Below are 23,177 nucleotides of genomic sequence, written 5' to 3' on the forward strand. Positions count from 1 at the left end.
AAGATCACGTTTCGTCATGAGCCTGGCCGGGCTTGGCGGCCAGGTTCACTGACGGTCATCCGAGGTAAGTGGCCGCGCTGACGGTGTTTGGCGGCTCCAGCTGGCGATTTATCGCGATTGTTCGGCTGCGCTTGGTCAATCCGGAAGCGCTATTGCCTAGACATTTCATGAGCGTATATGCTGTAAAAAAGTCATAACTACTCAAAGCTGATTCTGGACTGCGTCCGGATCGGCGTTCGCTTAGGAGAAAACAATGGTTGAGACCGTGCTGGGGACGTTTATGGAGCAGGAACTGCTGTCCCAACCCGAAATTTGGACACGGGCCATCAACCAGTCGACGTCCGAAGCCCTGTTGCCCGCAGATGGGCTTGCCGTGGCTGTCATCGGCTGCGGAACGTCCTGGTTCATGGCCCAAAGTTATGCGGCCATGCGGGAGCGGCTGGGCAAAGGACTGACGGATGCGTTTGCTGCCTCCGAAGCCTTCCTCAATCACAACAGTGCTGCCCGGAAGTATGACGCCGTAGTCGTTATTACGCGCTCCGGCACCACCTCCGAGGTGCTGGAGGTAGTCTCCGGCCTGCGTGGGAAGGTCCCCCACGGTGGCTCTGATCGGCGATGTGGATTCACCCCTGGTGGGTCTCGCCGATACAGTGATCGGATTGCCTTACGCCGACGAAAAATCCGTCGTGCAGACGCGGTTCGCTACCGCTGCACTGGCGTACCTGCTGACCAACCTCGGCGTCGACCTGGCCGAGGCAGTCGCCGACGCCCGGGATGCTGTCAGCGCTGACGTTCCGCATGAGCTGTTGGACGCGGAGCAGTTCACGTTCCTTGGCAGCGGGTGGACGGTCGGTTTGGCCCACGAGGCCGGGCTGAAGATGCGCGAAGCAGTCCAGGGGTGGACGGAGTCCTATCCGGCCATGGAGTACCGCCACGGTCCCATTTCCATCGCCGCGCCGGGACGGGTCGTCTGGCTGCTGGGGGATGAGCCGGCCGGGCTCGAGGCTGACGTGGCCGAGACCGGCGCACTGTACATCCATGGCGGACAGCACCCCCTGGCACAGCTGGCCCGCGTGCACAAAGTCACGCTGGAACGAGCCCGGGCCCGCGGCCTGAACCCTGATGTTCCGCGGAACCTGTCACGCTCCGTCATCCTTGCTGCCACCGCCGGATAGGCAGGTCATGGTCCCTAATCTGATGCCGCAGCGAGGAAACCTGCTCGGACCTGCCCCGGCCGATGTTATGGCCTTTGATGTCGGGGGAACCGACATCAAAGGAACAATGCTGAGCGCATCGGGTGACTTGCTTGATGTACTGCGTGTCCCCACACCGCGGGACGGAGCGCGGACGGCGGAAGCTGTCCTGGACCGGGTCCGCGAGCTGGGCAAGGAACTCTCTGAGCGCTCACCCGGGCTGCAGGCGAAAGCTGCAGGTCTTGTCGTTCCGGGGATCGTGGACGCGCGTGCAGGAGTTGGCGTCTTCTCCGCGAATCTCGGATGGACCAACTTCCCGTTCAGGGCAGAGTGCGAAAAACGCGTAGGGCTGCCCGTCGCCTTCGGCCACGACGTGACTTCGGCAGGCATAGCTGAATTCGAGCTGGGTGCCGGCCGCGGATTCGACGACGTGGTGGTGATCATCATCGGTACAGGAATTGCCGGAACTGTTTTTGCCGGCGGACTGCCGGTGACCGCCGGTGGTTATGCGGGAGAATTCGGGCATTCCCTAGTTCCCGATCCCTCCGGAACCGGGACCGACATCCTGGAATCGGTGGGGTCCGCTGCTGCCATCGCCCGACGGTACACGCGAATTTCCGGCAATGCCGTAGATGGTGCCAGGGAGGTCCTGACACGCATGCAGGCCGGCGACATCGCTGCCAGACAAGCCTGGGACGAAGCCATCGACGCATTGGCGTTCACTGTTTCACAATGCATCACCGTCCTCGGCACGGAAGCAGTCATCGTCGGCGGCGGCCTGTCCGAGGCGGGTGATGAGCTGTTGGTACCGCTGCGCCGCAGGGTCGGGGAGCACCTGACGTTTCACCGGCGCCCCGAGATCCTCCCGGCCAGGCTTGGCCAGGACGCCGGCCTCATCGGCGCCGCCTTGGGTGCACGGTCACTCTTGGCCGCCGAGTCAGGACCAGCATGAGGCGCATAGTTACCGTCACCCCGAACCCGGCCGTGGACATGACATACCACGTCCAGCGGATCACGCCCGGGTCTACCCATCGCGTAGCCACCGCCCTGGTCAGGGCTGGAGGGAAGGGCCTCAACGTGGCGCGGGTTGCCCACCAACTGGGGTTTCCGGTCCTTGCACTTGCCCCGGCAGGGCAGGGTGCCACCAGCACTGAATTCAAGGCCGAACTTTCATCCAGCGGGATGCCCCACCGGATCATCGCCGTCGAAGCAGACACCAGGCGGAGCATCGCGGTCGTGGACTCGGCGAAAGCCGACACCATCATCCTGAACGAACCGGGGCACCACCTCAGCGCCGCCGAATGGCAGTGCCTTCGGGCGGCGGTGAAGGATTCCCTCGTTCCGGGCGAAGGGATCCTCGTCGGATCGGGGAGCCTCCCTACCGGGGCGGACCCTGACTTCTATGCCTCATTGGTGACGCTGGCACATCACACAGGTGTACGGGCCATCATCGACACGTCGGGCCCAGGCCTGGTGTCAGCTGCCAGGGCAGGAGCTGACCTGATCAAGCCGAACCATCACGAACTGAGGGAGGCCACGGGCGAAGACGACCCAGTCCTGGCCGCCTGCCAGCTGATCCAGATGGGGGCCCGCCGGGTGCTGGTCAGCTCCGGTGCGGCAGGAATGATGATGTTCGACGCGGCTGATCCGGCCACGTATTGGCATGCCCGGCTTCCTTACGGCCTGGGCGGCAATCCCACTGGCGCCGGGGACGCAGCCGTGGCCGCCGCAGCAACATGCCTTTCCGAGGGCATCTCGAGCCCCGACGGCATTCTCCGGGCGGCGACCGCATGGTCGGCCGCGGCCGTCCTTATGCCGGCCGCGGGGGAAATCTCACCCCAATACGCAGAACTTGCCGATCAACTGATCGTGACGCAGAAGGAGATCCCATGACACTGGCCACCACCCGCGAGCTGATGGACCATGCCGCAACGCGCGGGGCCGGACAGGGTGCGTTCAACGTCATCCACCTGGAGACGCTGGAGGCTCTCATTGCTGGAGCGGAGGAAGCCGATCTCCCAGTGATCCTCCAGATCTCCGAAAATTGCGCCAATTTCCACGGCGGCCTTGAACCCTTGGCCCTGGCGTCGCTGGCAGCCGCCGACAAGGCATCCGTTCCCGTTGCCCTCCATCTGGACCACGCCGAGTCTGAAGAGCTCGCGCGCCAGGCTGTTGACCTTGGTTTTGGTTCCGTGATGTTCGACGGATCCCAGCTGGACTATGAGCAAAACGTCGCAGCTACCCGTCGCGTCAGTGACTATGCCCGTGCCCGCGGTGTATATATCGAGGCTGAGTTGGGCAAGGTCGGCGGGAAAGACGGGGCTCATGCCCCCGGTGTGCGCACGGACCCGGCCGAGGCCGCGGCTTTCGTGGCAGCGACCGGCGTGGACTCGCTGGCTGTCGCAGTCGGTTCATCGCATGCCATGACAGAACGAAGTGCTTCACTGGACCTTGGGCTCATCGCCCGGCTGAAAGCGGCCCTGGACGTCCCCCTCGTGCTGCACGGTTCGTCCGGCGTCTCCGACGCGGCCATCGTCGCCGCCATCACCGCCGGCATGACTAAGATCAATGTGTCCACCCATTTGAACGGGTTCTTCACCCGGGCCGTCCGAGAGTATCTGGTCGCAGACCCGGCGGCTGTAGACTCGCGAAAATACTTCAAGGCCGGACGCGCAGCCTTAGTGCCGGAAGTTTCCCGGCTGTTGAGGCTGTTCGCGGATAGGCCCCATGCCTGAAAGGCTTCGAATGACCCGCACCGATCGGCTCGCAGCGATACTTGATCTGCTCGCCGAGTCGGGGGAAATCGAGATCGAAGAGGTTGTTGAGAAACTCGGTGTCTCACCGGCCACAGCCCGTCGCGACCTTGACAGCCTCGCCAAGCAGCAGCTCCTCACCCGCACCCACGGGGGAGCAACAACCGGTTCGGTTGCCTACGACCTGCCTGGCCGCTACAACAGGGACGACAACGCCGACGCCAAGCAACGTATCGCCCTGGCAGCTTCCGCCCTTGTTGTGCCGGGGTCGGTCATTGGTCTTTCGGGCGGAACCACGACGACGGCCCTTGCCCAGGTGCTGGCCACCCGGCCGGACCTCAGCGTCAGATCGGACCGTCCGATGCTGACGGTGGTAACGAATGCCATAAATATTGCGGCACGCCTGGCTGTCCGGCCAAACATCAAGGTCATGGTCACCGGAGGGATCCTGAGCCCGCGCTCCTACGAACTCGTCGGTCCGTACACCGAGCTCCTGATGGATCGGATCGCCCTTGACATGGCATTTATTGGGGTAAACGGCATCGATCCCGTCCTGGGTCCCACAATCTCCGACGAAGGTGAAGCCGCAATCAACATCCTGATGGCCCGCCGGGCAGCGGTGTCCTACGTACTCGCTGATTCATCCAAGGTCGGCAAGCGAGCTTTTGCAACCATGGCCGGCTATACGTTCGCGCGGCTGCTCACGGATGCGGGCATTTCGGCCAAGGATCGTGCCGCCTTCGAAGCCACGGGAACCAAAGTGTCCGTCGCTTCATAGGGATTCAGGGCTGCAGGCCGCGGTGAACCAGCCGCGGCTGGCGCCCGGCCGCACACACAAAACGCTCGGCTGGGGTAACCCAGCCGAGCGTTTTGCGTTCTGTTCGTGTTTAGGTATTGCAGACGAACCTGGCGTCTGCCCAGTCTGCCCAGTCGTCGCCGGCGTCGTCACCGTTCTTGTCGGCGATCAGTTCAACGCTCTGGACGCCGGTGATGTCCACCGAGACCGGGTGCGCCGCCGAGTCCGCGCTGAGGACCGGGGTCCGGAGCAGCTCGCGGCCGTCACCCTTGATGATGAACACCACGGACCCGTGAAGTCCCTTGTTCAGCTTGGCGTCGTCAACACCCACCAGGGCGGTGAAGGCGCTGCACTTCGCCTCAGTGGCGATGGCGACCTGGGAGTCGGCGTGGGCGCCGATCCCCTTGGCGTACGTGACGCCGTCCAGGCGGAGTGCCGGACCATCGCCGGCGTTCGCCTCACCGTTGGCGCGGTCCCGCTCGGCGGGCCCCCAGCCGTTCGTGCTGGCCGTCCAGGGCAGGTCGGAGGCGAACACGGTGCCGCTCAGGCCGGGAGCCGGGACATCGTGGTGCGTCGTGGAGCAGGTGAACGTGGCGTCCGCCCAGTCGGCGTGGTCGTTGCCGTTGGAGTCGCCTGAATCGTTGGCCACCAGGTCAACGTAGGCGGCTCCCGTGACATCCACGGTGAGCGGCAGCGGGGCACTCAGCGCACCCAGGACAGGGGTGGTGACCTTCGTGGCGCCGTCGGCCACCACGGAGAACTTCACACTGCCGCGCGTGGCCTGGGCATCGTCGATGCCCACCACGGCGGTGAAGGAGGTGCAGTAGCCGCCGAGGTAGTAGCGGACCGTGCTGTTGGCGTGCGTGCCGAGGCCCTTCGCGAAGGCCGTGCCGTTGAGCTTCAGCGGGCGGCCGTCGCCGCTGCCCTGTTCGCCGTTGGACATGTCTTTCTCCACCGGGCCCCAGCCATTCGTGGCGCTCACCCAGGGGTGGTCGCTGGCGAAGATCGTGGCCTGCGGCGGCTTAGGCAGCGTGCGCACCGAGGTGCTCGTGCTGATGGTGCGGGCACCGGCCGGCTCCGTAGTGGTGGCGTAGCGGGCCGTGGCCTTGACGGTGTAGTCGCCATCGGCATCCGCCGGGGCGGTCAGCTTCCACGTGGTGGCCAGGCGTCCGCCGGCGGGGAGCGTGGCCGCGGTGGCCGGAGTGGCCGGGGTCGCCGTCCAGCCCTGCGGCAGTTCGAGCTCCACGGCCAGGCCTGCGATCGCGGCCGGTTCATCGGAGACGAACGTGGTCACGAAGTCCTGGGCCTTGCCCTGCTGCACCACATCGCCCTGGAGGGTCGCGCTGAGCTGGGCACAGGCCGGCACGGCCTCGGACGCGCCGAGGTCTTCGACCAGGAGGTTGTCCAGGGTGAAGTCCGAACCGTTCGCGGAACCGGTGCGCTGCAGGCCAACGAAGTAGTCGCCGCAGAAGCCGGTGTCCAGGACCTGCTCAAAGCGTGCCGTGGTGGTCTGCTCGCCGAGGGGCTGGCTTCCGGTCACTGCCGGACCTGCCTGGGAGTCGTAGCCGGAAACCCAGGCGTACTGCCCTGCCTTGGAGTTCTGGTAGTCGAAGGAGACCTTGTACTTGTGGCCTGCCTGGAACGGCATGGTGTATCCGGTGGTGCGGTAGACCATGCCGGGGCCGCCGTTGGGGCCGAGGTTCTCGTCGTGCGCAATGAGGGACCAGGTGCCGCCCAGGACCTCGTCGATGACGTTGGTGTTCCAGCCCTTCTGCGTGAAGGGTTCGTTGCGTTCGGTGATGTGCGTGCGCGGATCCGTGGAACCGCCGGCATCGCCCTTCACGAACGGGCCCCAGCCCTGGTCGACGTTCTCGAAGTCCTCGCTGAGGACCCCGGTGGTGGGAACACGTTTCGTTTCCACGGCCCGGAAGTCGTCCACGCGGACCTTCGCTGTGCCCTCCCCGGCCTGGAAGATGACGGTGGGGCGGGTGCCGTTCTTGGGGACATCGATGAGCACACGGAGGCGCTGGAAGTTGGTGCCGGTCTTTTCATCGGCCGCGACGGAGTTCGTCGCGTTGGAGCTGTCCACGGTGATGGTCTCGGTCTTGCCTCCCGGAACCTCTACCTTCAAGGTGGTGGGGCGGGTCTGGCCGGGCTCGATTTCGACGAGGGCGCTGACGGAGTACGTGCCCGCATTGAACGGCAGCAGCTGCTGGGAGATGGAGGATGCGCCCGCGCCGAGTTCGGCGTAGCGGCGGCCCTTGGCATCGCGGACAATCGCGGCTGTGCCGTTGGGGCTCCACTTCTTGAGGTCCGCGGCGTTGAAGCCGGGGTCCTTGATCCGGGTGCCTTCGCCGAAGGAGGCGTCGGCGGGGACGCTGACGGTGGCGGCGTTGGTGGTCAGCACGTAGGGCTGGCCGGGATCGGCGGCGAGGGTGACCTGGCCGTTGACCACCGGGATGTCGGCCACCTTGACGCGTCCGTTGTCCGTCAGCTTGAACTGCTGGAGGCTGGTGGCGTTGCGGTAGGCATCGGTGAGCGTCCAGATGGTGCTGCCGCCGGCCGGGTTGTAGTGGTAGAGCTTGTCCAGTGCGCCGCCCGGGGTGGAGGCCCAGGGGAGCAGGTACTTGTCGCCCTGAAGCACGGAGACGCCCTTGACGGTGATGTCGCGGGCCGCGGCGGTGTCGCCGGTGACTGCCACTCCGTCGGCGAGGTCGATGCGGTCGGCGGTCCACTTGGTGATCTCGTGGTGCTGCAGGTATTTGGCTGGCAGGTTGGCGGTCCAGATGTTGCTGTAGAACGCGTTGAAGTCGTTCTGCCCGGTCCAGCCTTCGAATTCCACAATGTGCGAGACGCCCAGCTTGGCGTCCGGGTTCCAGACGTCGGACTGTGTGTTGTTGATGAAGCGCAGGATCTGGGAGTTGACGCCCTTGTTGGTGCTGCCGCCGTAATTCTCGTCGTTGGCCCAGTGCGACCAGGTGTTGTTGCGGGAGAGCTTGTCGGCCCATTCGGAGCCCACACGGAAGCCGTTCTTCACGAGCTCCTTCTGCAGGGTTTCCGCGAGCCAGCCGTATTCGTAGTAGACGTCCACATAGGCGAAGTCGAGGTTGTCGTCGGTGGCGTCGGCGAGTTCCTTGATGCGCTGGGCCAGCTTGCCGGAGTTGATGTCCTGGCGCTGGTTGATCATGTAGGACTGATCCAGCCAGTTCCAGCCGAGGCGCTTGTCCGCCGTCAGGAGATCTTCGCTGAAGGACTTGGCCTCGGGGTAGATCTCCGTGGCGTTGATGTGCACGCCGAACCGGGCGTTCCAGGCCTTGCCTGCCGAGACCAGCTTGTTGAGGTCTTCCAGGCCGCCGGCCCGGGTGTTGAAGTTGTCGCCATAGTCCGTGTTGGCCGAGTCGTGGCCTTCGCTGGTGAAGCCCTTAAGCATCGCCACCTGTCCGAGGCCGTCGGTGGCCAGGGAGATGCGCTTGACATCATCGAGGGTGCGCAGGAACGGGTGCGTCGCCTGCGAAGCGAAGTTGAAGGGAATGTGCGTGATGACGTTGTCAGGAGTCTGTTCGCCCTTGAAGGCCTTGACCTCAATCGACCGCATGGCGATCGCCGCGTCTTGCCAGTCAACGACGGAATCCGCATTGGCGTCCGCGGTGATGGCCACCCGTGTCCACGGCAGTTCCTCGGTCTTATCGGAACCGGCGGTCCGGTAGAGCCACTGTCCGCTGGCAACGCCGATTTTCACCCCGCCGGCACCGTCGCTGACCGCTTGGCGCCAAAAGCGCCCCTTGTCCTTGGCGCCGGGGCCGGAGGAAGTGTCGTAAAGGGCGTTGGATTCGAACGCGGCCGCGATTTGGGAAGTGTTCGCAAGCACGTAGGCGGAACTCCTGGCAACAGCATCCAGGGGAGTTGCACCGGTTACCGGAATAAATTCATCACCGGTGGCGCCCCGGTCCACTGAAAGGTTGGCCGCAGAGACCTGCGCCGAGGGTTCAGCCGAAGACACAGTTGCAAGATTCAGCTTGGGCAGCTGCAGCGTCGACACCTTGTTCTCCGCGGTGTCATTGATTTTCGTAACGTTGAAGTTGACGGCGCTCCCCTCTACCGAGAGGCGGGCCTCCAGCGTGATGCCACCCATTCCGGGAACGGTCATGACATAGTTCACCGACCCGGCGTCGGTCTTCGCTGACGTCGTCAAAACAGGTTGTTCCGTGCCGTTGATGGTGATCGTGTTCAGCTGCTCTTCGGTGCCGCTCAGTATGGCGCCAGTGCGCACATCCGTGTACGTGAGCACCTGCGGAAACGAATCGGATACCAGGACGGAAATCTGATCGGAGGTGATTGTTTCGGTTCCCGGCAGCGGAGCAGCTTGAGCGGCTGAGATCGGCAGGAATGGCAGGGAAGCAGAGGCCAAAACGCACGCCAAGCTCAAACTGGTGAGCCGTCGCGGCGACAAAATATTGGTCATAAATGATCCTTAACGATTTTTTAGGGGCAATATCGCTCATGCACTTGCATCGTTAAAAGAGTGCGGGTCAAAAACTCATTTGGCAAGGGGTCGTGTTCGAACGATGCGGATGGACCGCGCGGAGCCGAGGAGGAGGCCAGGCCTACGTAGAGCCGAAGATCAACGTCCGGGAGGGCAGGTGGTGGCGCGAATGATCAGCTCCGGTGCCACGACTTCGGCTTCGAAAGTGGTCCCCGGCTCCTGCAGTTGACGCAGCAGGTGCACAACAGCCCGGCGCCCTGTCTGCTCGAAGGACTGGCTCACCGTGGTGAGGGGCGGATTCGCGTAGGCGGCCAGGGCAATGTTGTCGATTCCCACAACCGATACGTCCTCAGGGATGCGCCGACCCAGCTCGCTCATGGCCCGCATCAGGCCAAAAGCCATCTCATCGCTTGCAACCAGAACAGCGGTGACGTCCGGCATCCTGGCCAGCAGGAGGCCATTGCGGTAGCCCGATTCGGGGGTCCAGTCTCCGTAAAGTTCCGGGGGAATCTCACGTCCTGCCTCATTCAGCGCCGCCCGCCAGCCGGCAACGCGGCTGATCGCATCCGACCATTGGGGCGGTCCGGCCACATGCCAGACGGTGCGGTGTCCAAGACCAAGGAGGTGCTCGGTCGCGAGGCGGACAGCGACGGACTGGTCAATTGCGACAACGTCGGCCGAGGAAGTGTGGGATCCGTCCAAGGTGACCGTGGGAAGAACGCGGATGAGCTTTTCCAGCGCCTCGTCGAGATCGATGAGCGGGACAGCAACAATCAGGCCGTCAACACCCTGTTCGATGAGTCTGTTGATGGCCACACTCACCGCCGATGCATCCAGCGAGGCTGTCGTGGCCGTGTTGACGGTATAGCCTGACTCCCGAGCAGCCTGCTCAACCCCGAGGGCCAAAGCGGCCCGGGAGTAAAAACCTGAAGCAAGCGTGACGAACCCGACCGTCATCGAACGCCCAGTGGCGAGGGCGCGGGGCATGTGGTTGAGCCTGTATCCCAGCTGTTCAACCGCGGCCAGGACCTTAGTGCGGGTGCGCTCCTGAACGTTGGGGTGATCGCTTAGAACCCTGGAAACGGTCTGTGCCGAAACCCCCGCAGCCAGAGCCACATCGCGCATGGCAACGCCGCGTCGTCCTGCCTGTGCTGTCAACGTTTCCCCCTAGTTTTAGCCTTCCCAGCCAGTATAAGACAGTTGTTATCCGTAACCCTGTTGGCGCAGAAGTGATCGCAAAGTCCTATCAGCAGGGGTTGTTATGGGTAACATTGCGTGTAATACTCATCACTTACAGGGACCGGCTGAATCTGCCAGTACCCTCAGCCAACGAAACTGGAACCGTTCCGGATTCTGCTGCTCAAGCCACTTCGGCCCGTTTGGGCTGTCCTGCTGCGGTCACAAGGAGAAAACATGAAGAAGTCAACCATTTGGGCTGCGGGTGTGGCCGCAGTCGGAGCCTTGGCCCTGACGGCTTGCGGTGCCGGGGGAAGCGGGGAGCCAGCATCGTCCGGCTCGACCGCGAGCGTTCAGGAAGTAAAATTCTGGGGCTGGGCCCCGGGTTATGCTGACGCCGTCAAGGCCTTCAACGCCTCCCACCCCGGCATCAAAGTTGTTTACGAAGAGGTCCAGCCAGGCGCCAAGGGCGGCTACGAGAAAATGCTCAACGCCGTCAAAGCCGACAGCGCAGCCTGCCTGGGACAGGTTGGGTATGAAACCCTGACAAGCTTCGCAGCCCAAGGCGCCCTGGAAGACGTCACCAACTACGCCAGTAAGAACGAGGGCGAGTACGTTGACTGGACCTGGAAGGCGGTCAGCCCCGGCGGAAAGGTCTACGCCGCACCTGTTGACACGGCTCCGATGGCGCTTTTCTACAACAAGGAGCTCTTTGCCAAGCACGGCGTCGCAATGCCCACAACGTGGGATGAATACAAGCAGGCCGCGGAGAAGCTCAAAGCCTCGGACAGCAACATCTCCATCTCTTCGCCTTACCTGAACTACGACTACGCCGGCTTGGCCTGGCAGGCCGGAGCGCCGTGGTTTGGAATCGACGGCGACAGCTGGGACGTCTCGCTCGACTCGGACGCCAACAAGAAGGTTGCCGATTACTGGCAGGGTCTGGTGGACGCCAAGGTCATCAGCGAGGCACCCATGTACGATCCTGCCTGGTTCAAGGGACTGGGTGACGGCTCCATCGCCACGCTCGTGGGCCCCGTATGGCAAGCCGGCGTCATCAAGGGTGACGCCAAAGCCGGTGCCGGCAAATGGGCTGTAGCGCCTATGCCCCAGTGGACGGCCGGCGAGGACAAGGTGGGCAATGCGGGTGGCTCGGCCACCGCAGTACTCAAGGGCTGCGACACTCCTGAGGCTGCCTGGACCTTCGCCCACTGGATGAGCACCGACAAGGACGCCTACTCTGCCCTGATTGAAGAGGCCGCCCTGTACCCGGCCGCGAAAGCACTTCTTGACCTGCCGTCCCTGACGAAGCCCGATGAGTACTTCAGCGGCGAAAAGATCTTTGACGTTTTCAAGGCAGCCTCGAACAACGTGGACACCAGCTGGGTCTGGGGACCCAACATGCCCCAGACAACCAAAGACCTGGACGACGGACTCGCCAAGGCCTGGGCCGGTACCGGAAAACTCGCCGACGCCTTCAGCGCCGCACAAACCAAGACAGTCGATGCCCTCAAGGCCCAGGGCCTGAGCGTCAAGTAAACACGGCCGACGACGTGTGGCCGGCCTCCAGAGTGCGGCCGGCCACACCGCCGCTGAAAGCCATCACGATTTCTACCAAGGGGAGGCACCATGAGTGCGTCGACCAGTTTGGGCCATGCCTCGGGCATGAAGCCCAGGCCCAAGCCAAAGGCACGAACCAGCGGAAGCCTCCGCACGCCCGTAATGTTCCTGGCACCGTTCCTGGTCATCTTCGTAGCCATGTACCTGGTTCCCATCGGATTTGCCCTCCAGCAGAGCTTTCTTAGGACCCAGCGCTCGGGTTTGGGGCTGGGCGGGCCGTCCACTCCTGTTTTCGACCCCTGGTTCAACTACGGCCGCATTTTCACTGACGAGGCATTCATTGCATCCATGGGGCGAGTGCTTCTCTTCGGCGTGGTGCAGGTCCCCCTCATGTTGGGCTTTGCCCTGCTGCTCGATTCAAAGTCGATCCGCGGCAAGTCGTTCTTCCGGCTGACCAGCTTCATGCCTTACGCCGTGCCCGGTGTCATCGCCGCCCTCATGTGGTCCTTTCTCTACTCGCCGTCCTCGAGCCCCATTAACAACGCGCTCGCACCACTGGGAATCGACATCGCCTTCATGAGCGAGGAACTGGTTCTGTGGGCGGTGGCCAACATCGTGACCTGGGGATGGACCGGCTACAACATGATCATCATCTATTCAGCCATCCAGACCATTCCCGCCGAGGTGCTGGAATCTGCCAGGCTCGACGGGGCTTCACCCGCGCGCATCGCCTGGAACATCAAGATCCCCATGGTCCGCTCGGCGATCGTCCTCACGGCGGTGTTCTCCATCATCGGCACCGCGCAACTGTTCAACGAACCAACGGTCCTCCAGGCAATTTCGGGCGGCTCCATCAACTCGGCATTCACACCATTGATGTCGGCCCGCGCCGCAGTGCAGTCCCAGGACTATGCCTACGCCGGAGCCCAGTCCGTGGTGCTTGCCGTTCTCGTTGGTGTTCTCTCCTTTGCCTTCTTCAAGCTCACCACCCGAGGTGAAAAGTGACTCTGCGCACCAGGGACAGGGTCATCGCTTCGACCCCGTCAAACATCCGTCCAAGCAAGCCAAGGAAGACCGGCAAGGGTTCAGACCGCGAAACCACCCTGACCAGCCGTGTTGGTGTCCTTGCCGTCATGCTCGTTTCCGCCCTCTATTTCCTCCTGCCGGTTTGGTGGCTTGTTGTTGCCGCCAACAAAAAGCATGGAGAACAATTCTCCGGATCCGGGCTCTGGTTCGATGGCGTCCATATCATCGAAAACGTCCGCATCCTCATGACGGAGGGGGATGGGATCTTCCTGCGCTGGATGCTGAACAGTATTCTCTATGCCGGGCTGGGAGCCACCGTCGGAACGGTCCTGTCCGCCATGGCCGGCTATGCGCTTGCGAAGTACAGTTTTCCGGGCCGCGGCCTGATCTTCTCCACGATCCTCGCAGCAGTACTGATTCCCAAGATCATGTTTACGCTTCCGCTGTTCATGATGTTCAGCAACGTCAGCCTGATCAATAACCCCCTGGCAGTACTGCTCCCGAGCATCGTGAGCCCTTTCGGCGTATACCTTTCGCGGGTATTTGCTGCGCAGTCAGTTCCCGATGAGCTCATTGAAGCCGGGCGGCTCGACGGAGCGGGTGAATTCCGGATCTTTTCCGACATCTCCGTTCGCGTCATGGCGCCAGCACTCGTCACGATTTTCCTCTTCAACTTCGTTGAAATATGGAACAACTACCTGCTGCCCGCCATGGTGCTGAACGACTCGGCCCTGCAACCAGTCACGGTAGGACTCGTTGCGTGGAACGGCAGCAACGGAAATGTACCCCAAGCGACAGTTGTCGTCGGCGCATTGCTGTCCATCATTCCCCTCATCGTCGCCTTCCTGTGCCTCCAGCGCTTCTGGCGGGCCGGACTCACCGCGGGAGCTGTCAAATGACAACCAGCACCACCACATCCACCCGGCCAAACCTCGGCGATGAACCGAACACGGGCGAGCTCGGACAATTCCCAACAGCGGCCGCGCTCACGTATGACGGGAACGGATTCTTCCGCCACGGCCGATCCCACAGAATCCTGGCCGGGGCCATCCACTACTTCCGCGTCCATCCCGGCCAATGGGAGGATCGCCTGTCCAGGCTCAAGGCCATGGGCCTGAACACCGTCGATACCTACGTAGCCTGGAATTTCCACCAGCCGCGCGCAACCGACGTGCCGGACTTCAGCGGCTGGCGCGATCTGGAACGCTTCATGGAACTCGCGGGAAACCTCGGCATGGACGTCATCGTCAGGCCCGGTCCGTACATCTGCGCAGAATGGGACAACGGAGGCCTGCCGAACTGGGTCACAGGCCGCGACGACATCGCCTTGCGTTGCAGTGACCCCGTTTTCCAGTCCCAGGTCGAAGAGTGGTTCGACCACCTTCTCCCGATCATCGAACGCCAGCAGGCCGCCAACGGGGGCCCCGTCGTCGCCGTTCAAATCGAAAACGAATACGGCAGCTACGGGGATGACCACAGCTATATCCGCTGGAACCGCGACGCACTCCGGGACCGCGGCATTACCGAGCTCCTCTTCACCGCGGACGGGGGCACCGACTACTACCTCGACGGCGGCGCCATCGAAGGCACACTGGCGGCAGCCACCTTGGGCAGCCGCGGGGACGAGGCCATCGAAATCTGGAAACGGCGCCGCCCCGGTGAGCCCTTCCTGAATATCGAGTTCTGGAACGGCTGGTTTGACCACTGGGGCGAAAAGCACAACACCCGCGACGCTGCGGATGCCGCAGCGGAAATACGCAAGATCCTCGACGGCGGCGGTTCGATTTGCCTGTACATGGCCCACGGCGGCACCAACTTTGGCCTCGGCTCCGGAAGCAACCACGACGGGACCAAACTGCAGCCCACCGTGACGAGCTATGATTCGGACGCTCCGGTGGCCGAACACGGTGCACTGACAGAGAAGTTCCACGCGCTCCGGGCCGAGTTCCAGCGGCTGGGAACAGGGAGCCAGGACATACCAGCCGAGCTCCTCGCCCCGGCGCCCACGCTCGCTCCCCGGAAGCTGGCCATCGCCCGCGGGCCACGGATGTTGGACGTGGTCCGCCATGCGGCCGCCCCGGTACGGAGTCTTCGGCCACTCAGCTTCGAAGACCTGGGGCTGCCCGCCGGCCTGATCCTCTATCGAGCTCAGGCCACCCTGCCTGACCGCGACACCACCATCAGGATCGTGGACCTGCACGACCGCGCCTACGTCCATGTCAACGGGCAGTTCGTTGGTCTGCTGGACGCCAACAGCGGCTGGGACGGTGTAACCGTCAGGGGCGACGGATCCCCGGTGGAGCTCGAAATTGTGGTCGAGAACCAGGGCTACATCAACTACGGACCACGCTACGGAGAGCGGAAGGGCATTCTGGGCGGCGTCCTCATTGACCAACGCTATGTGTTCCACTGGGACCAGACGCCGGTTGCCCTCGCCGATTTCGACGCCGTACGGCTGGCAGAACTCCAGACGGCAGCAAGCGGTTCCACCCCGGAGACTCAGACGCCGGAGACCCATACCCCGAACGGCCTGGCGACGGCCACCTTCCTCATCGATGAACCGGCCGACACGTTCATTGCCCTGCCCGGCTTCGCTAAGGGGTTCCTATGGATCAATGGTGTACTGCTTGGCCGCTACTGGCAGGAGGGACCCCAAGTCACCCTCTACGTTCCGGGCCCGCTGCTGTCACCCGGCGAGAACACCATCGTCGTCTTGGAACTCGAGAATTTTGGCTTGGAACTGGAACTGAGGGCACAGCCGGAACTCGGCTCAACCACAAGGCACCAGGAGTCCCTCCTCTGATCAGCTACGCCACATCAGTCCTCCGCGATCACCACAACGGAACCGGCCTCAACGGTCCCCGCAAACGGCGCGCCTGTCAGCAGGTCAACGCCGGCGGCCTCCACCGCCGCGGCTGAGCGTGAGTGGTTGATCGCGAACAGGAAGCTGCCGCCGTCGTCGGTCCGTCGACGTACGAGTTCCACGCCGCGGTCGGCGGCGGCAACAGGAGCGACGCCGGACTCGGCCAGCAGCCGGTCCACGACCGCTTCAATGCCGTCGCGGTCCGGGAACGTCGCGAGGTACCAGGCCGCACCGGAACCAGCGCCCGCACCAACCGCATGCCGCGTCACGGACGGCACGCCCTCCAACGGATACTCGGTGAAAGTCTGCACGGCCTCAGCGCCGGCGAGGTGAACGTGCTCACTCCACACGGACGAGACCCCGCCGTCGCTCAACTTCAACTGCCCGCCGGCCAGCAGCGGGTGGAATTCCTCCACGCGGATCCCCAGCAACTCCCGGAAGGCGCCGGGATAGCCGCCCAGCCGGACATGGTCCTGTTCGTCCACAATCCCGCTGAAATACGTGACCAGCACCGTGGCTCCGGCCCGCGCCGCGGCAGCGATGTTCGCAGCGGCCGCGTCAGTCACCGAATAAAGCGTGCACACCAGGACCAGGCCGTAGCCTTCCAAGGGCGAAGAAGGATGGACCAGATCCGCCGCGATCCCGCGCAGGAACAGCGACCGGTGGAACGCCCGCAGCACGTCCAGGTACTTCACGTCCTCGCTCGGTTTGGAGTCGATTTCGCTGGCCCACCAGGCTTCGTAGTCGAAGACGATCGCCACGCGGGATTCCACCCGCGAGCCGCGCACCGGAGCGAGCCGCTTCAGCACAGACCCGAGCTCTACCACCTCGCGCCACACTCGCGTGTCACGGCCGCCGTGCGGGACCATCGCGGAGTGGAATTTCTCGGATCCGGCAAAGCTCTGCCGCCACTGGAAAAACATCACAGCATCCGCCCCGCGGGCCACGTGGGCCAGGGAGTTGCGCAGCATTTCGCCGGGCATCTTGGGCTGGTTGCGTGGCTGCCAGTTGACGGCCGACGTCGAATGTTCCATCAGGATCCACGGGTCACCGCCCGCAATTCCCCGGGTCAGGTCCGCGCTGAACGCGAGTTCGATCTGCCGCTCGGGATCCGCTGCCACCAGGTAGTGGTCGTTGGCGATGACATCCAGGTCCTTGGCCCACTCGAAATAGTCCAGGGCCTTCGTGGCGCTGGACGCCATCAGGTTGGTGGTGCAGGGGACCCCGGGCGTGACCTCCCGCAGGACCGCCACAAGTTCGCGGTAGTAGTCCATCAGCGCCCACGAGTTGAACCGCTGGAAGTCCAGCTGCTGGCCCGGATTCAGCGTGGAAGGGGCGACGCCGGGCGGCAGGATCTCCTCGAAGGAACCGTAGTTCTGGGACCAGAACTCCGTGCCCCAGGCGGCGTTGAGCGCCTCGATGCTGCCGTACCGGCGTTCCAGCCAGGTGCGGAAGGCAGCGGCGTCCTCCGCGCCATGGAACTCGGAGACGTGGCAGCCGAGCTCGTTGTCCACATGCCACAACGCCAGCGGAGGGTGGTCCTTGTATCGCTCGGCGATCACCCGGGTGATGCCGGTGGCATACCGGCGGTAAACGGCCGACGACGGTGTGTAGTGCCGCCGGGAGCCCGGTCCCAGCACCGTTCCGTGAGCCGTGACCGGCAGGATTTCCGGGTGTTTGCGGACCAGCCAGGCCGGGGGAGCAGCGGTGGCAGTCGCCAGGGCAACCTTGATCCCGTTGGCGGCGAGGTTGTCCATCACTTCATCCAGCCAGCCGAAGTTGTATTCGCCCTCAGCCGGTTCAAGCAGGGCCCACGAGAAAATGCCCACGCTCAGGAAACTGACGCCGGCTTCCTTCATGAGCTCCAGGTCTTCCAGCCGGACGTCCGCGGGCCACTGTTCGGGGTTGTAATCACCGCCGTAGGCGATCCCTTCCACGTTGCTCCAAACGCTGGCCGGGCCGGAATTACGCTGCGCGCTCATGGGACTCCTTTGTCTACGGGATGGACTAAACGTACCTGAGAACCGAACTTGGGAAAACGCTTGCCCAATTCCGGGAATACCGATATTGTATCGTTTCAGAGCGTGTAAGCCAGCTCACTACTTACGTTGTAGAAGCGAGCGGCCTGTACCAATCGAGCAAGGAGGCTCCCATGATCAACAGAAGGCATTTCCTCACCACCGTGGCCATTGGCACCGCATCCGCGGCAGCCCTGGCAGCATGCGGCTCACCCGCACCCAGCCAGACCGGTTCAGCGGAGAACCCGGTCACCATCAACTACACCTGGTGGGGCAACGATGACCGCGCCGAGCGGACCCGCAAGGCGATCGCCCTGTTCGAGGAAAAGAACAAGGACATCAAGGTCAACGGCAACTTCACGGACTTCGCCGGCTACTGGCAGAAGCGGGCCACGGAAGCTGCCGGCGGAGGCCTCCCCGACGTGATGCAGTGGGACCTTTCCTACCTCCGGGACTACGGCCAGCGCAATCAGCTCCTGGACCTGGGCACCGTCAAGATCGATACCTCCGCCTTCGAGAAGTCCCTCCTGCCGTCCGGCCAGATCAAGGGCAAGACCTACGGCATCCCCACGAGCACCAACGCGTTCGCCGTCTACTACGATCCCGCCAAGCTCGCCACCCTCGGCATTGCCGAGCCGGACGGCTCCTGGACCTACAAGGATTTCAACGCCTTCCTGACCGAAGTGGGCGCCAAGGGTAACGGCACACTCTTCGGGTCAACCGACTACACCTCTGTCTGGTGGATGTTCAACATCTGGCTGCGCCAGAGCAACATTGAAGCCTTCACCGAGGACGGCAAGCTCGGCTTTACCAAGGACGACCTGAAGAAGTGGTGGAACCTGACCGGCGAACTCCGCGGAACCTCCGCCGTCGTCTCCGAGGAGCGCGTGACCCAGCTGGCACCCAAGTCACCCTTTGGCTCGAACGTGACCGCCACGGAAGTCACCTGGGATAACTTTATGGCCGGTTACCTCGGTGACAGCGGCGCCAAGGAGCTCAAGCTCGTCCCCGTTCCGTCCGATGACCCGGACAACCTGGGCCTGTTCCTGAAGCCCTCCATGCTGATGGTGGCCAGCGCCAAGACCAAGAACAAGGATGCTGCCGCCCGCTTCATCGACTTTATGGTCAACGATCCCCAGGTGGGCCAGATCTTCAAGACCTCCCGCGGTGTCCCGGCCTCCAAGACCCAGCGCGACGGCACCACGTTCGAAGGCACCGACAAGCTCGTTGTTGACTACGAGAAGTCCATCGAGCAGTACCTCAAGGACGCGCCCGAGCCGCCCATCGTTGGATTCGGCACGCTGGAAGCATCGTTCAAGCGGGTCAGTTCCGACCTCAACTACGGCAAAGTGACCATCGACGGCGCAGCGGACGCGTGGTTCAAGGAAGCCGAAGACCTCATCAAGCAGAACGCCTGATCCAGGCCCCAACTGACGGACTAATCTCGTGACCCAAAGCCCAACCTTGAGCCGGCGTGCGTCGTCGTCCGCTCCCAAGCCGCAGCGCACGCCGCGGCAGCTGAAATCAAAACGGAGCGGTGCGGATGCCCGCGCCGGCTACACCTTCCTGTTGCCCTGGCTGCTGGGATTCATCGCCCTGACCGTGGGCCCGATGATCTCCTCGCTGTACCTGTCCTTCACCAACTACAACCTCTTCGAACCGCCCAAGTGGATCGGGCTGGACAACTACGCCACCCTGTTCCAGGACGAAAGGTTCCTGCAGTCGGTGGGCGTCACCCTCAGCTACGTGGTCTTCGGCACCCCGCTGAAGCTGGCGGCGGCCCTGGCAGTGGCGATGCTGCTCAACAGCAAGCGCAAGGGCCAGGGGTTCTACCGCTCAGCGTTCTACGCTCCGTCCCTAATTGGCGCGTCCGTCTCCATCGCGATCGTCTGGAAGGCGATGTTCGGCGATTCCGGCCCGGTGGATCAGGGCCTGTCCTTCTTCGGGATCAACCTGGGCGGCTGGGTGGGCAACCCCTCCATGACCATGCCCATGATGATCCTGCTGACCGTCTGGCAGTTCGGCGCCCCGATGGTGATCTTCCTGGCCGGCCTCAAGCAGATCCCGGCTGACTTGTACGAGGCAGCGTCCATGGACGGTGCCGGCCCGGTGCGGAAGTTCATCAATATCACCTGGCCCATGCTCTCCCCGGTGATCTTCTTCAACCTGCTGATGGAAACCATCCACGCGTTCCAGATCTTCGCCTCGGCCTACATCATCTCCAACGGTGAAGGCGGCCCGGCCGGCTCCACCCTCTTCTACACCCTCTACCTGTACCTGCGGGGCTTCAGCGACTTCCGGATGGGCTACGCCTCGGCGATGGCCTGGCTCCTGGTGATCGTGGTGGGCATCATTACCCTGATCTTCTTCAAAACCTCCAAGTCCTGGGTCCACTACAGCGGTGATTCGAAATGACAATTATGGCAACCCCCAAGCAGTCGGCCCCGATGCTCCAGGCGCAGGACTACAACCCGAAGTCCGAATCCGTGGTGGCCAAACGGGTGAAGAGCCTGATTTTCCACCTGGTGGCGCTCGGCCTGACAGCCGTGGTTCTCTACCCCGCGTTGTGGATGGTGGCCTCGGCCTTCAAGCCCAATGCCGAGATCGGCGGCGCCAACACGTCGCTGTGGTCCAACAACTTCAGTTTGGACAACTTCGTCACGGCGATGGACGGGATCGGCGGGGTGTCCACCCTGCAGTTCTTCACCAACTCCCTGGTCCTGGCCATCGGTGCGGTGGTGGGCACCATCCTCTCGGCCAGCGTCTCGGCCTATGCCTTCGCCCGGATCAAGTTCCCGGGCCGGAGCGTGCTGTTCGGGATGATGATCGCCACCCTGCTGCTGCCGTTCCACGTGGTGATCATCCCGCAGTACATCGTGTTCCAGCAGCTGGGCCTGGTGGACACCTATGTTCCGCTGCTCATCGGCAAGTTCCTCGCGGCCGACGCCTTCTTCGTCTTCCTGTTGGTCCAGTTCATGCGCAACCTCCCGGCCGAACTGGACGAGGCGGCCCGCATCGACGGTGCCGGCCACGTGCGGATCTTCTGCTCCATCATGCTGCCGCTGATGAAACCGGCGCTCATCTCGACGTCGATCTTCTCCTTCATCTGGAGCTGGAACGACTTCCTGGGCCCGCTGCTGTACCTGAACACCCCCGAAAAGTACCCGCTGCCATTGGCCCTGCGCCTGTTCGTGGACCAGACCCAAAGCTCGGACTACGGAGCCATGATCGCCATGTCCGTCCTGGCACTGCTCCCCGTGCTGGTGTTCTTCCTGGTGTTCCAGCGCTACATTGTTGAGGGCGTCTCCACCCAGGGCCTGAAGGGCTGACGGATACAGAAAATGAGCATCATGGACAGCGCCACACCCGCATCCGGCCGCAATGAACCCATCCCGGTCAACCGCTTCGCCCTGTTTTCCGAGACCCTCCTGGCCGGGGTGCTGGTGCTTGTGCTGTCCATCCCGCTGGTCACCATCCCCGCGGCGTACGCGGCCGGGATCGCGCACCTGGAACGGCACCTCGCCGGCCGCGACGATTCCCTGCGCGGCCTCTGGGGCACGTTCCGGTCCGCCCTCCCGGGCAGCTGGAAGCTGGGAATCACGACGGCGGGAGCCGCCGTCGTGATTGTCCTTAACCTGTTGCTCGCAACAGTGGGTCAGCTGCCGGGCAGTGCGGTTGTCCTTCCGGCCACGCTGATCCTGGCGGCGGCCGGAGCGGTCCTGCTCCTGCGCACCGCTGCTGCCTGGCGAGACGTTGCCGGGTCCGACGTTGATGGCGAGGAATCCTCTGTGCCGGGAACCTGGTCCGCGGCCCTTGGCACCGCCAAAGCACTCTCGCTGCGTGACTGGACGGGCTCGCTCCTCCTTGCCGCGGCGTTGTTCGCGTCCGTGGTTTTTGTCTGGATGCTCGCGGCCCGGTTTGTGGTGGTGCCCGGCATGCTGATCCTGGCCTCCGCTGCCGTCAAGATGCGGTCCAGCCGCGCCTAGCATTTCTCTGCATTTCACCTTTACTACCGAGTTGAGCCAGACGTGTCTTCCGACAACCCGCAGTCCGCAGAATCCCTACAAACCTCCCAAACTCCGCTCCGCTGGTTCCAGCCGCTGACGCAGCACAACTACCGCCTGTACATGGGCATGACTTTCGCCGGCAGCATGGGTATGTGGATGCAGAGGCTGGCCCAGGACTGGCTGGTGCTGCAGCTGACCGGGAGCCCGGCGGCCGTGGGGATCGCCGTGGCGCTGCAGTTCCTGCCGATGCTGGTCATCGGTCCGCTCAGCGGCCTGCTGGTGGACATGTTTCCCAAACGCAGCGTCATGATGGTGTGCCAGTCAGTGATCGCGCTGCTGGCCCTGGGACTTGCTGCGTGGGACGCCGGCGGAAACATCACCGTGTGGGCCGTGTACGGAAGCTGCATTGCGCTGGGAGTGACGTCCGCCGTCGACGGTCCGGCGCGCCAGGTGTTTATCAACGAAGTGGTGGGCGACGCCGGGCTGAGGCCGGCCATCGGAGTCAACAACGCAATCGGCCAGTTTGGCGCCATGGTGGGACCGGCCGTTGGCGGAATGGTGATCGCCCAGGCCGGATCCGCCGCCGCCTTCGCCGCGAACGCCCTGCTTTCCGTGCTGGTGCTGGTCATGATCGCCGCCGTCCGGCCGGCGCTCCTGCACCTGACGGCCCCTGCATCCCGGGGGCGCGGCCAGCTGCTGGCCGGCTTCGGGTACGTCCGGGAACGGCCATCGCTGCTGCTGATCATCGTCCTTGCCGGCCTGCTGGGGGCCTTTGGCATGAACGGTCCGGTGGTGCTGACGGCCTTCGCCGAGCGGGTGTGGCACAACGGTGCGGCGGGGTTCGGCCTGTTCAACACCGTGGGTGCCGTCGGCGCCCTGGCCGGTGCGCTGCTCGCCGCGCGGCTGAGGACCATGGGCCGCAAGGGAATCGTGGCCGCGGCCGGGCTCTTTGGGCTTTCGCAGCTGGTTGCCGCGTTGATGCCCAACCTGGTCGCTTTCACCGTGATGCTTGCTGTGGTGGGCTTAATGACCTTGGTGTTCCTGACGAGCGCCGCCACGGCCGTCCAGGTGGAGGCAGGCCCCGAAGTCCGGGGGAGGGTGATGGCGCTTTACCTGCCGTTGCTGCTGGGCGGGCATGCCTTGGGTGGCCTGCTGGCGGGCTGGCTGACAGAGGAATTTGGTGTGCGGACAGGCTTGGTGGTTACCGGTGCGCTGGCCATGCTGTCCGCGGCCGTTGTGGGACTCTTGCTGTGGCTGAATTCGCGGCGGGTGCGGAACTGACAGTCCTGTGAGGAAAAGTAA

The 23,177-nt window shown here is 63.7% G+C and carries 16 protein-coding genes and 1 pseudogene; 14 read left to right on the forward strand and 3 right to left on the reverse strand.

What is annotated here, in order from left to right; all coding sequences use genetic code 11:
- Window positions 1-253: 253 nt before the first annotated feature.
- From MUN23_RS13120 to MUN23_RS13140, 5 genes and pseudogenes are all read left to right on the forward strand, one after another.
- Window positions 254-1,175: pseudogene (locus tag MUN23_RS13120) on the forward strand (SIS domain-containing protein).
- A 7-nt stretch (window positions 1,176-1,182) separates the two neighbouring features.
- Window positions 1,183-2,145 carry an ROK family protein gene (locus tag MUN23_RS13125; protein WP_248758812.1) on the forward strand — a complete coding sequence of 321 codons (963 nt, stop codon included), beginning with the start codon at window positions 1,183-1,185 and terminating at the stop codon, window positions 2,143-2,145.
- On the forward strand, window positions 2,142-3,086 hold the full coding sequence (locus MUN23_RS13130; protein WP_248758814.1) for a 1-phosphofructokinase family hexose kinase: 945 nt from the start codon (window positions 2,142-2,144) through the stop codon (window positions 3,084-3,086). The genes MUN23_RS13125 and MUN23_RS13130 overlap by 4 nt, the downstream gene beginning before the upstream one ends.
- Window positions 3,083-3,928, forward strand: a complete 846-nt coding sequence (locus MUN23_RS13135) for a class II fructose-bisphosphate aldolase (protein WP_248758815.1) — start codon at window positions 3,083-3,085, stop codon at window positions 3,926-3,928. The genes MUN23_RS13130 and MUN23_RS13135 overlap by 4 nt, the downstream gene beginning before the upstream one ends.
- A gap of 10 nt (window positions 3,929-3,938) precedes the next feature.
- On the forward strand, window positions 3,939-4,724 hold the full coding sequence (locus tag MUN23_RS13140; protein WP_248758816.1) for a DeoR/GlpR family DNA-binding transcription regulator: 786 nt from the start codon (window positions 3,939-3,941) through the stop codon (window positions 4,722-4,724).
- Window positions 4,725-4,833: 109 nt separating this feature from the next.
- On the opposite strand, the gene MUN23_RS13145 is transcribed toward MUN23_RS13140, so the two are convergent.
- Window positions 4,834-9,204 carry an endo-alpha-N-acetylgalactosaminidase family protein gene (locus MUN23_RS13145; protein WP_248758819.1) on the reverse strand — a complete coding sequence of 1,457 codons (4,371 nt, stop codon included), beginning with the start codon at window positions 9,202-9,204 and terminating at the stop codon, window positions 4,834-4,836.
- Between the two features lie 159 nt (window positions 9,205-9,363).
- Window positions 9,364-10,383, reverse strand: a complete 1,020-nt coding sequence (locus MUN23_RS13150; protein ID WP_248758822.1) for a LacI family DNA-binding transcriptional regulator — start codon at window positions 10,381-10,383, stop codon at window positions 9,364-9,366.
- 255 nt (window positions 10,384-10,638) lie between these two features.
- Between MUN23_RS13150 and MUN23_RS13155 the strand changes: the two genes are divergently transcribed.
- The 4 genes from MUN23_RS13155 (at window position 10,639) to MUN23_RS13170 (ending at window position 15,790) form a co-directional block, all read left to right on the forward strand.
- Window positions 10,639-11,940 carry an ABC transporter substrate-binding protein gene (locus tag MUN23_RS13155; RefSeq protein ID WP_248758824.1) on the forward strand — a complete coding sequence of 434 codons (1,302 nt, stop codon included), beginning with the start codon at window positions 10,639-10,641 and terminating at the stop codon, window positions 11,938-11,940.
- A gap of 90 nt (window positions 11,941-12,030) precedes the next feature.
- The gene (locus MUN23_RS13160) at window positions 12,031-12,966 is read left to right on the forward strand and encodes a carbohydrate ABC transporter permease (RefSeq protein WP_248758826.1); all 936 of its coding nucleotides are present in this window, start codon (window positions 12,031-12,033) and stop codon (window positions 12,964-12,966) included.
- On the forward strand, window positions 12,963-13,886 hold the full coding sequence (locus MUN23_RS13165; RefSeq protein ID WP_248758828.1) for a carbohydrate ABC transporter permease: 924 nt from the start codon (window positions 12,963-12,965) through the stop codon (window positions 13,884-13,886). The genes MUN23_RS13160 and MUN23_RS13165 overlap by 4 nt, the downstream gene beginning before the upstream one ends.
- A complete protein-coding gene (locus MUN23_RS13170) occupies window positions 13,883-15,790 on the forward strand; it encodes a glycoside hydrolase family 35 protein (protein ID WP_248758829.1) in 1,908 nt (635 codons plus the stop codon). Before MUN23_RS13165 ends, MUN23_RS13170 begins: the two co-directional genes overlap by 4 nt.
- Window positions 15,791-15,804: 14 nt before the next feature.
- On the opposite strand, the gene MUN23_RS13175 is transcribed toward MUN23_RS13170, so the two are convergent.
- Window positions 15,805-17,832 carry a beta-galactosidase gene (locus tag MUN23_RS13175; RefSeq protein WP_248758835.1) on the reverse strand — a complete coding sequence of 676 codons (2,028 nt, stop codon included), beginning with the start codon at window positions 17,830-17,832 and terminating at the stop codon, window positions 15,805-15,807.
- A gap of 170 nt (window positions 17,833-18,002) precedes the next feature.
- Between MUN23_RS13175 and MUN23_RS13180 the strand changes: the two genes are divergently transcribed.
- From MUN23_RS13180 to MUN23_RS13200, 5 genes are read left to right on the forward strand one after another with little or no spacing between them, the layout of a single operon-like run.
- Entirely contained in the window at window positions 18,003-19,286 is a 1,284-nt protein-coding gene (locus MUN23_RS13180; protein ID WP_248758837.1) for an ABC transporter substrate-binding protein, read from the forward strand.
- 28 nt (window positions 19,287-19,314) lie between these two features.
- A complete protein-coding gene (locus MUN23_RS13185; RefSeq protein ID WP_248758841.1) occupies window positions 19,315-20,283 on the forward strand; it encodes a carbohydrate ABC transporter permease in 969 nt (322 codons plus the stop codon).
- Window positions 20,280-21,197 (forward strand): carbohydrate ABC transporter permease, encoded by a 918-nt coding sequence (locus tag MUN23_RS13190; protein WP_248758843.1) that lies wholly within the window; start codon window positions 20,280-20,282, stop codon window positions 21,195-21,197. The genes MUN23_RS13185 and MUN23_RS13190 overlap by 4 nt, the downstream gene beginning before the upstream one ends.
- A gap of 12 nt (window positions 21,198-21,209) precedes the next feature.
- Window positions 21,210-21,854 carry a Poxvirus protein I5 gene (locus tag MUN23_RS13195; protein WP_248758845.1) on the forward strand — a complete coding sequence of 215 codons (645 nt, stop codon included), beginning with the start codon at window positions 21,210-21,212 and terminating at the stop codon, window positions 21,852-21,854.
- Between the two features lie 42 nt (window positions 21,855-21,896).
- On the forward strand, window positions 21,897-23,156 hold the full coding sequence (locus MUN23_RS13200; RefSeq protein ID WP_248758846.1) for an MFS transporter: 1,260 nt from the start codon (window positions 21,897-21,899) through the stop codon (window positions 23,154-23,156).
- Window positions 23,157-23,177: the final 21 nt, after the last annotated feature.

The organism is Pseudarthrobacter sp. SSS035 (assembly GCF_023273875.1).
GTDB lineage: Bacteria > Actinomycetota > Actinomycetes > Actinomycetales > Micrococcaceae > Arthrobacter.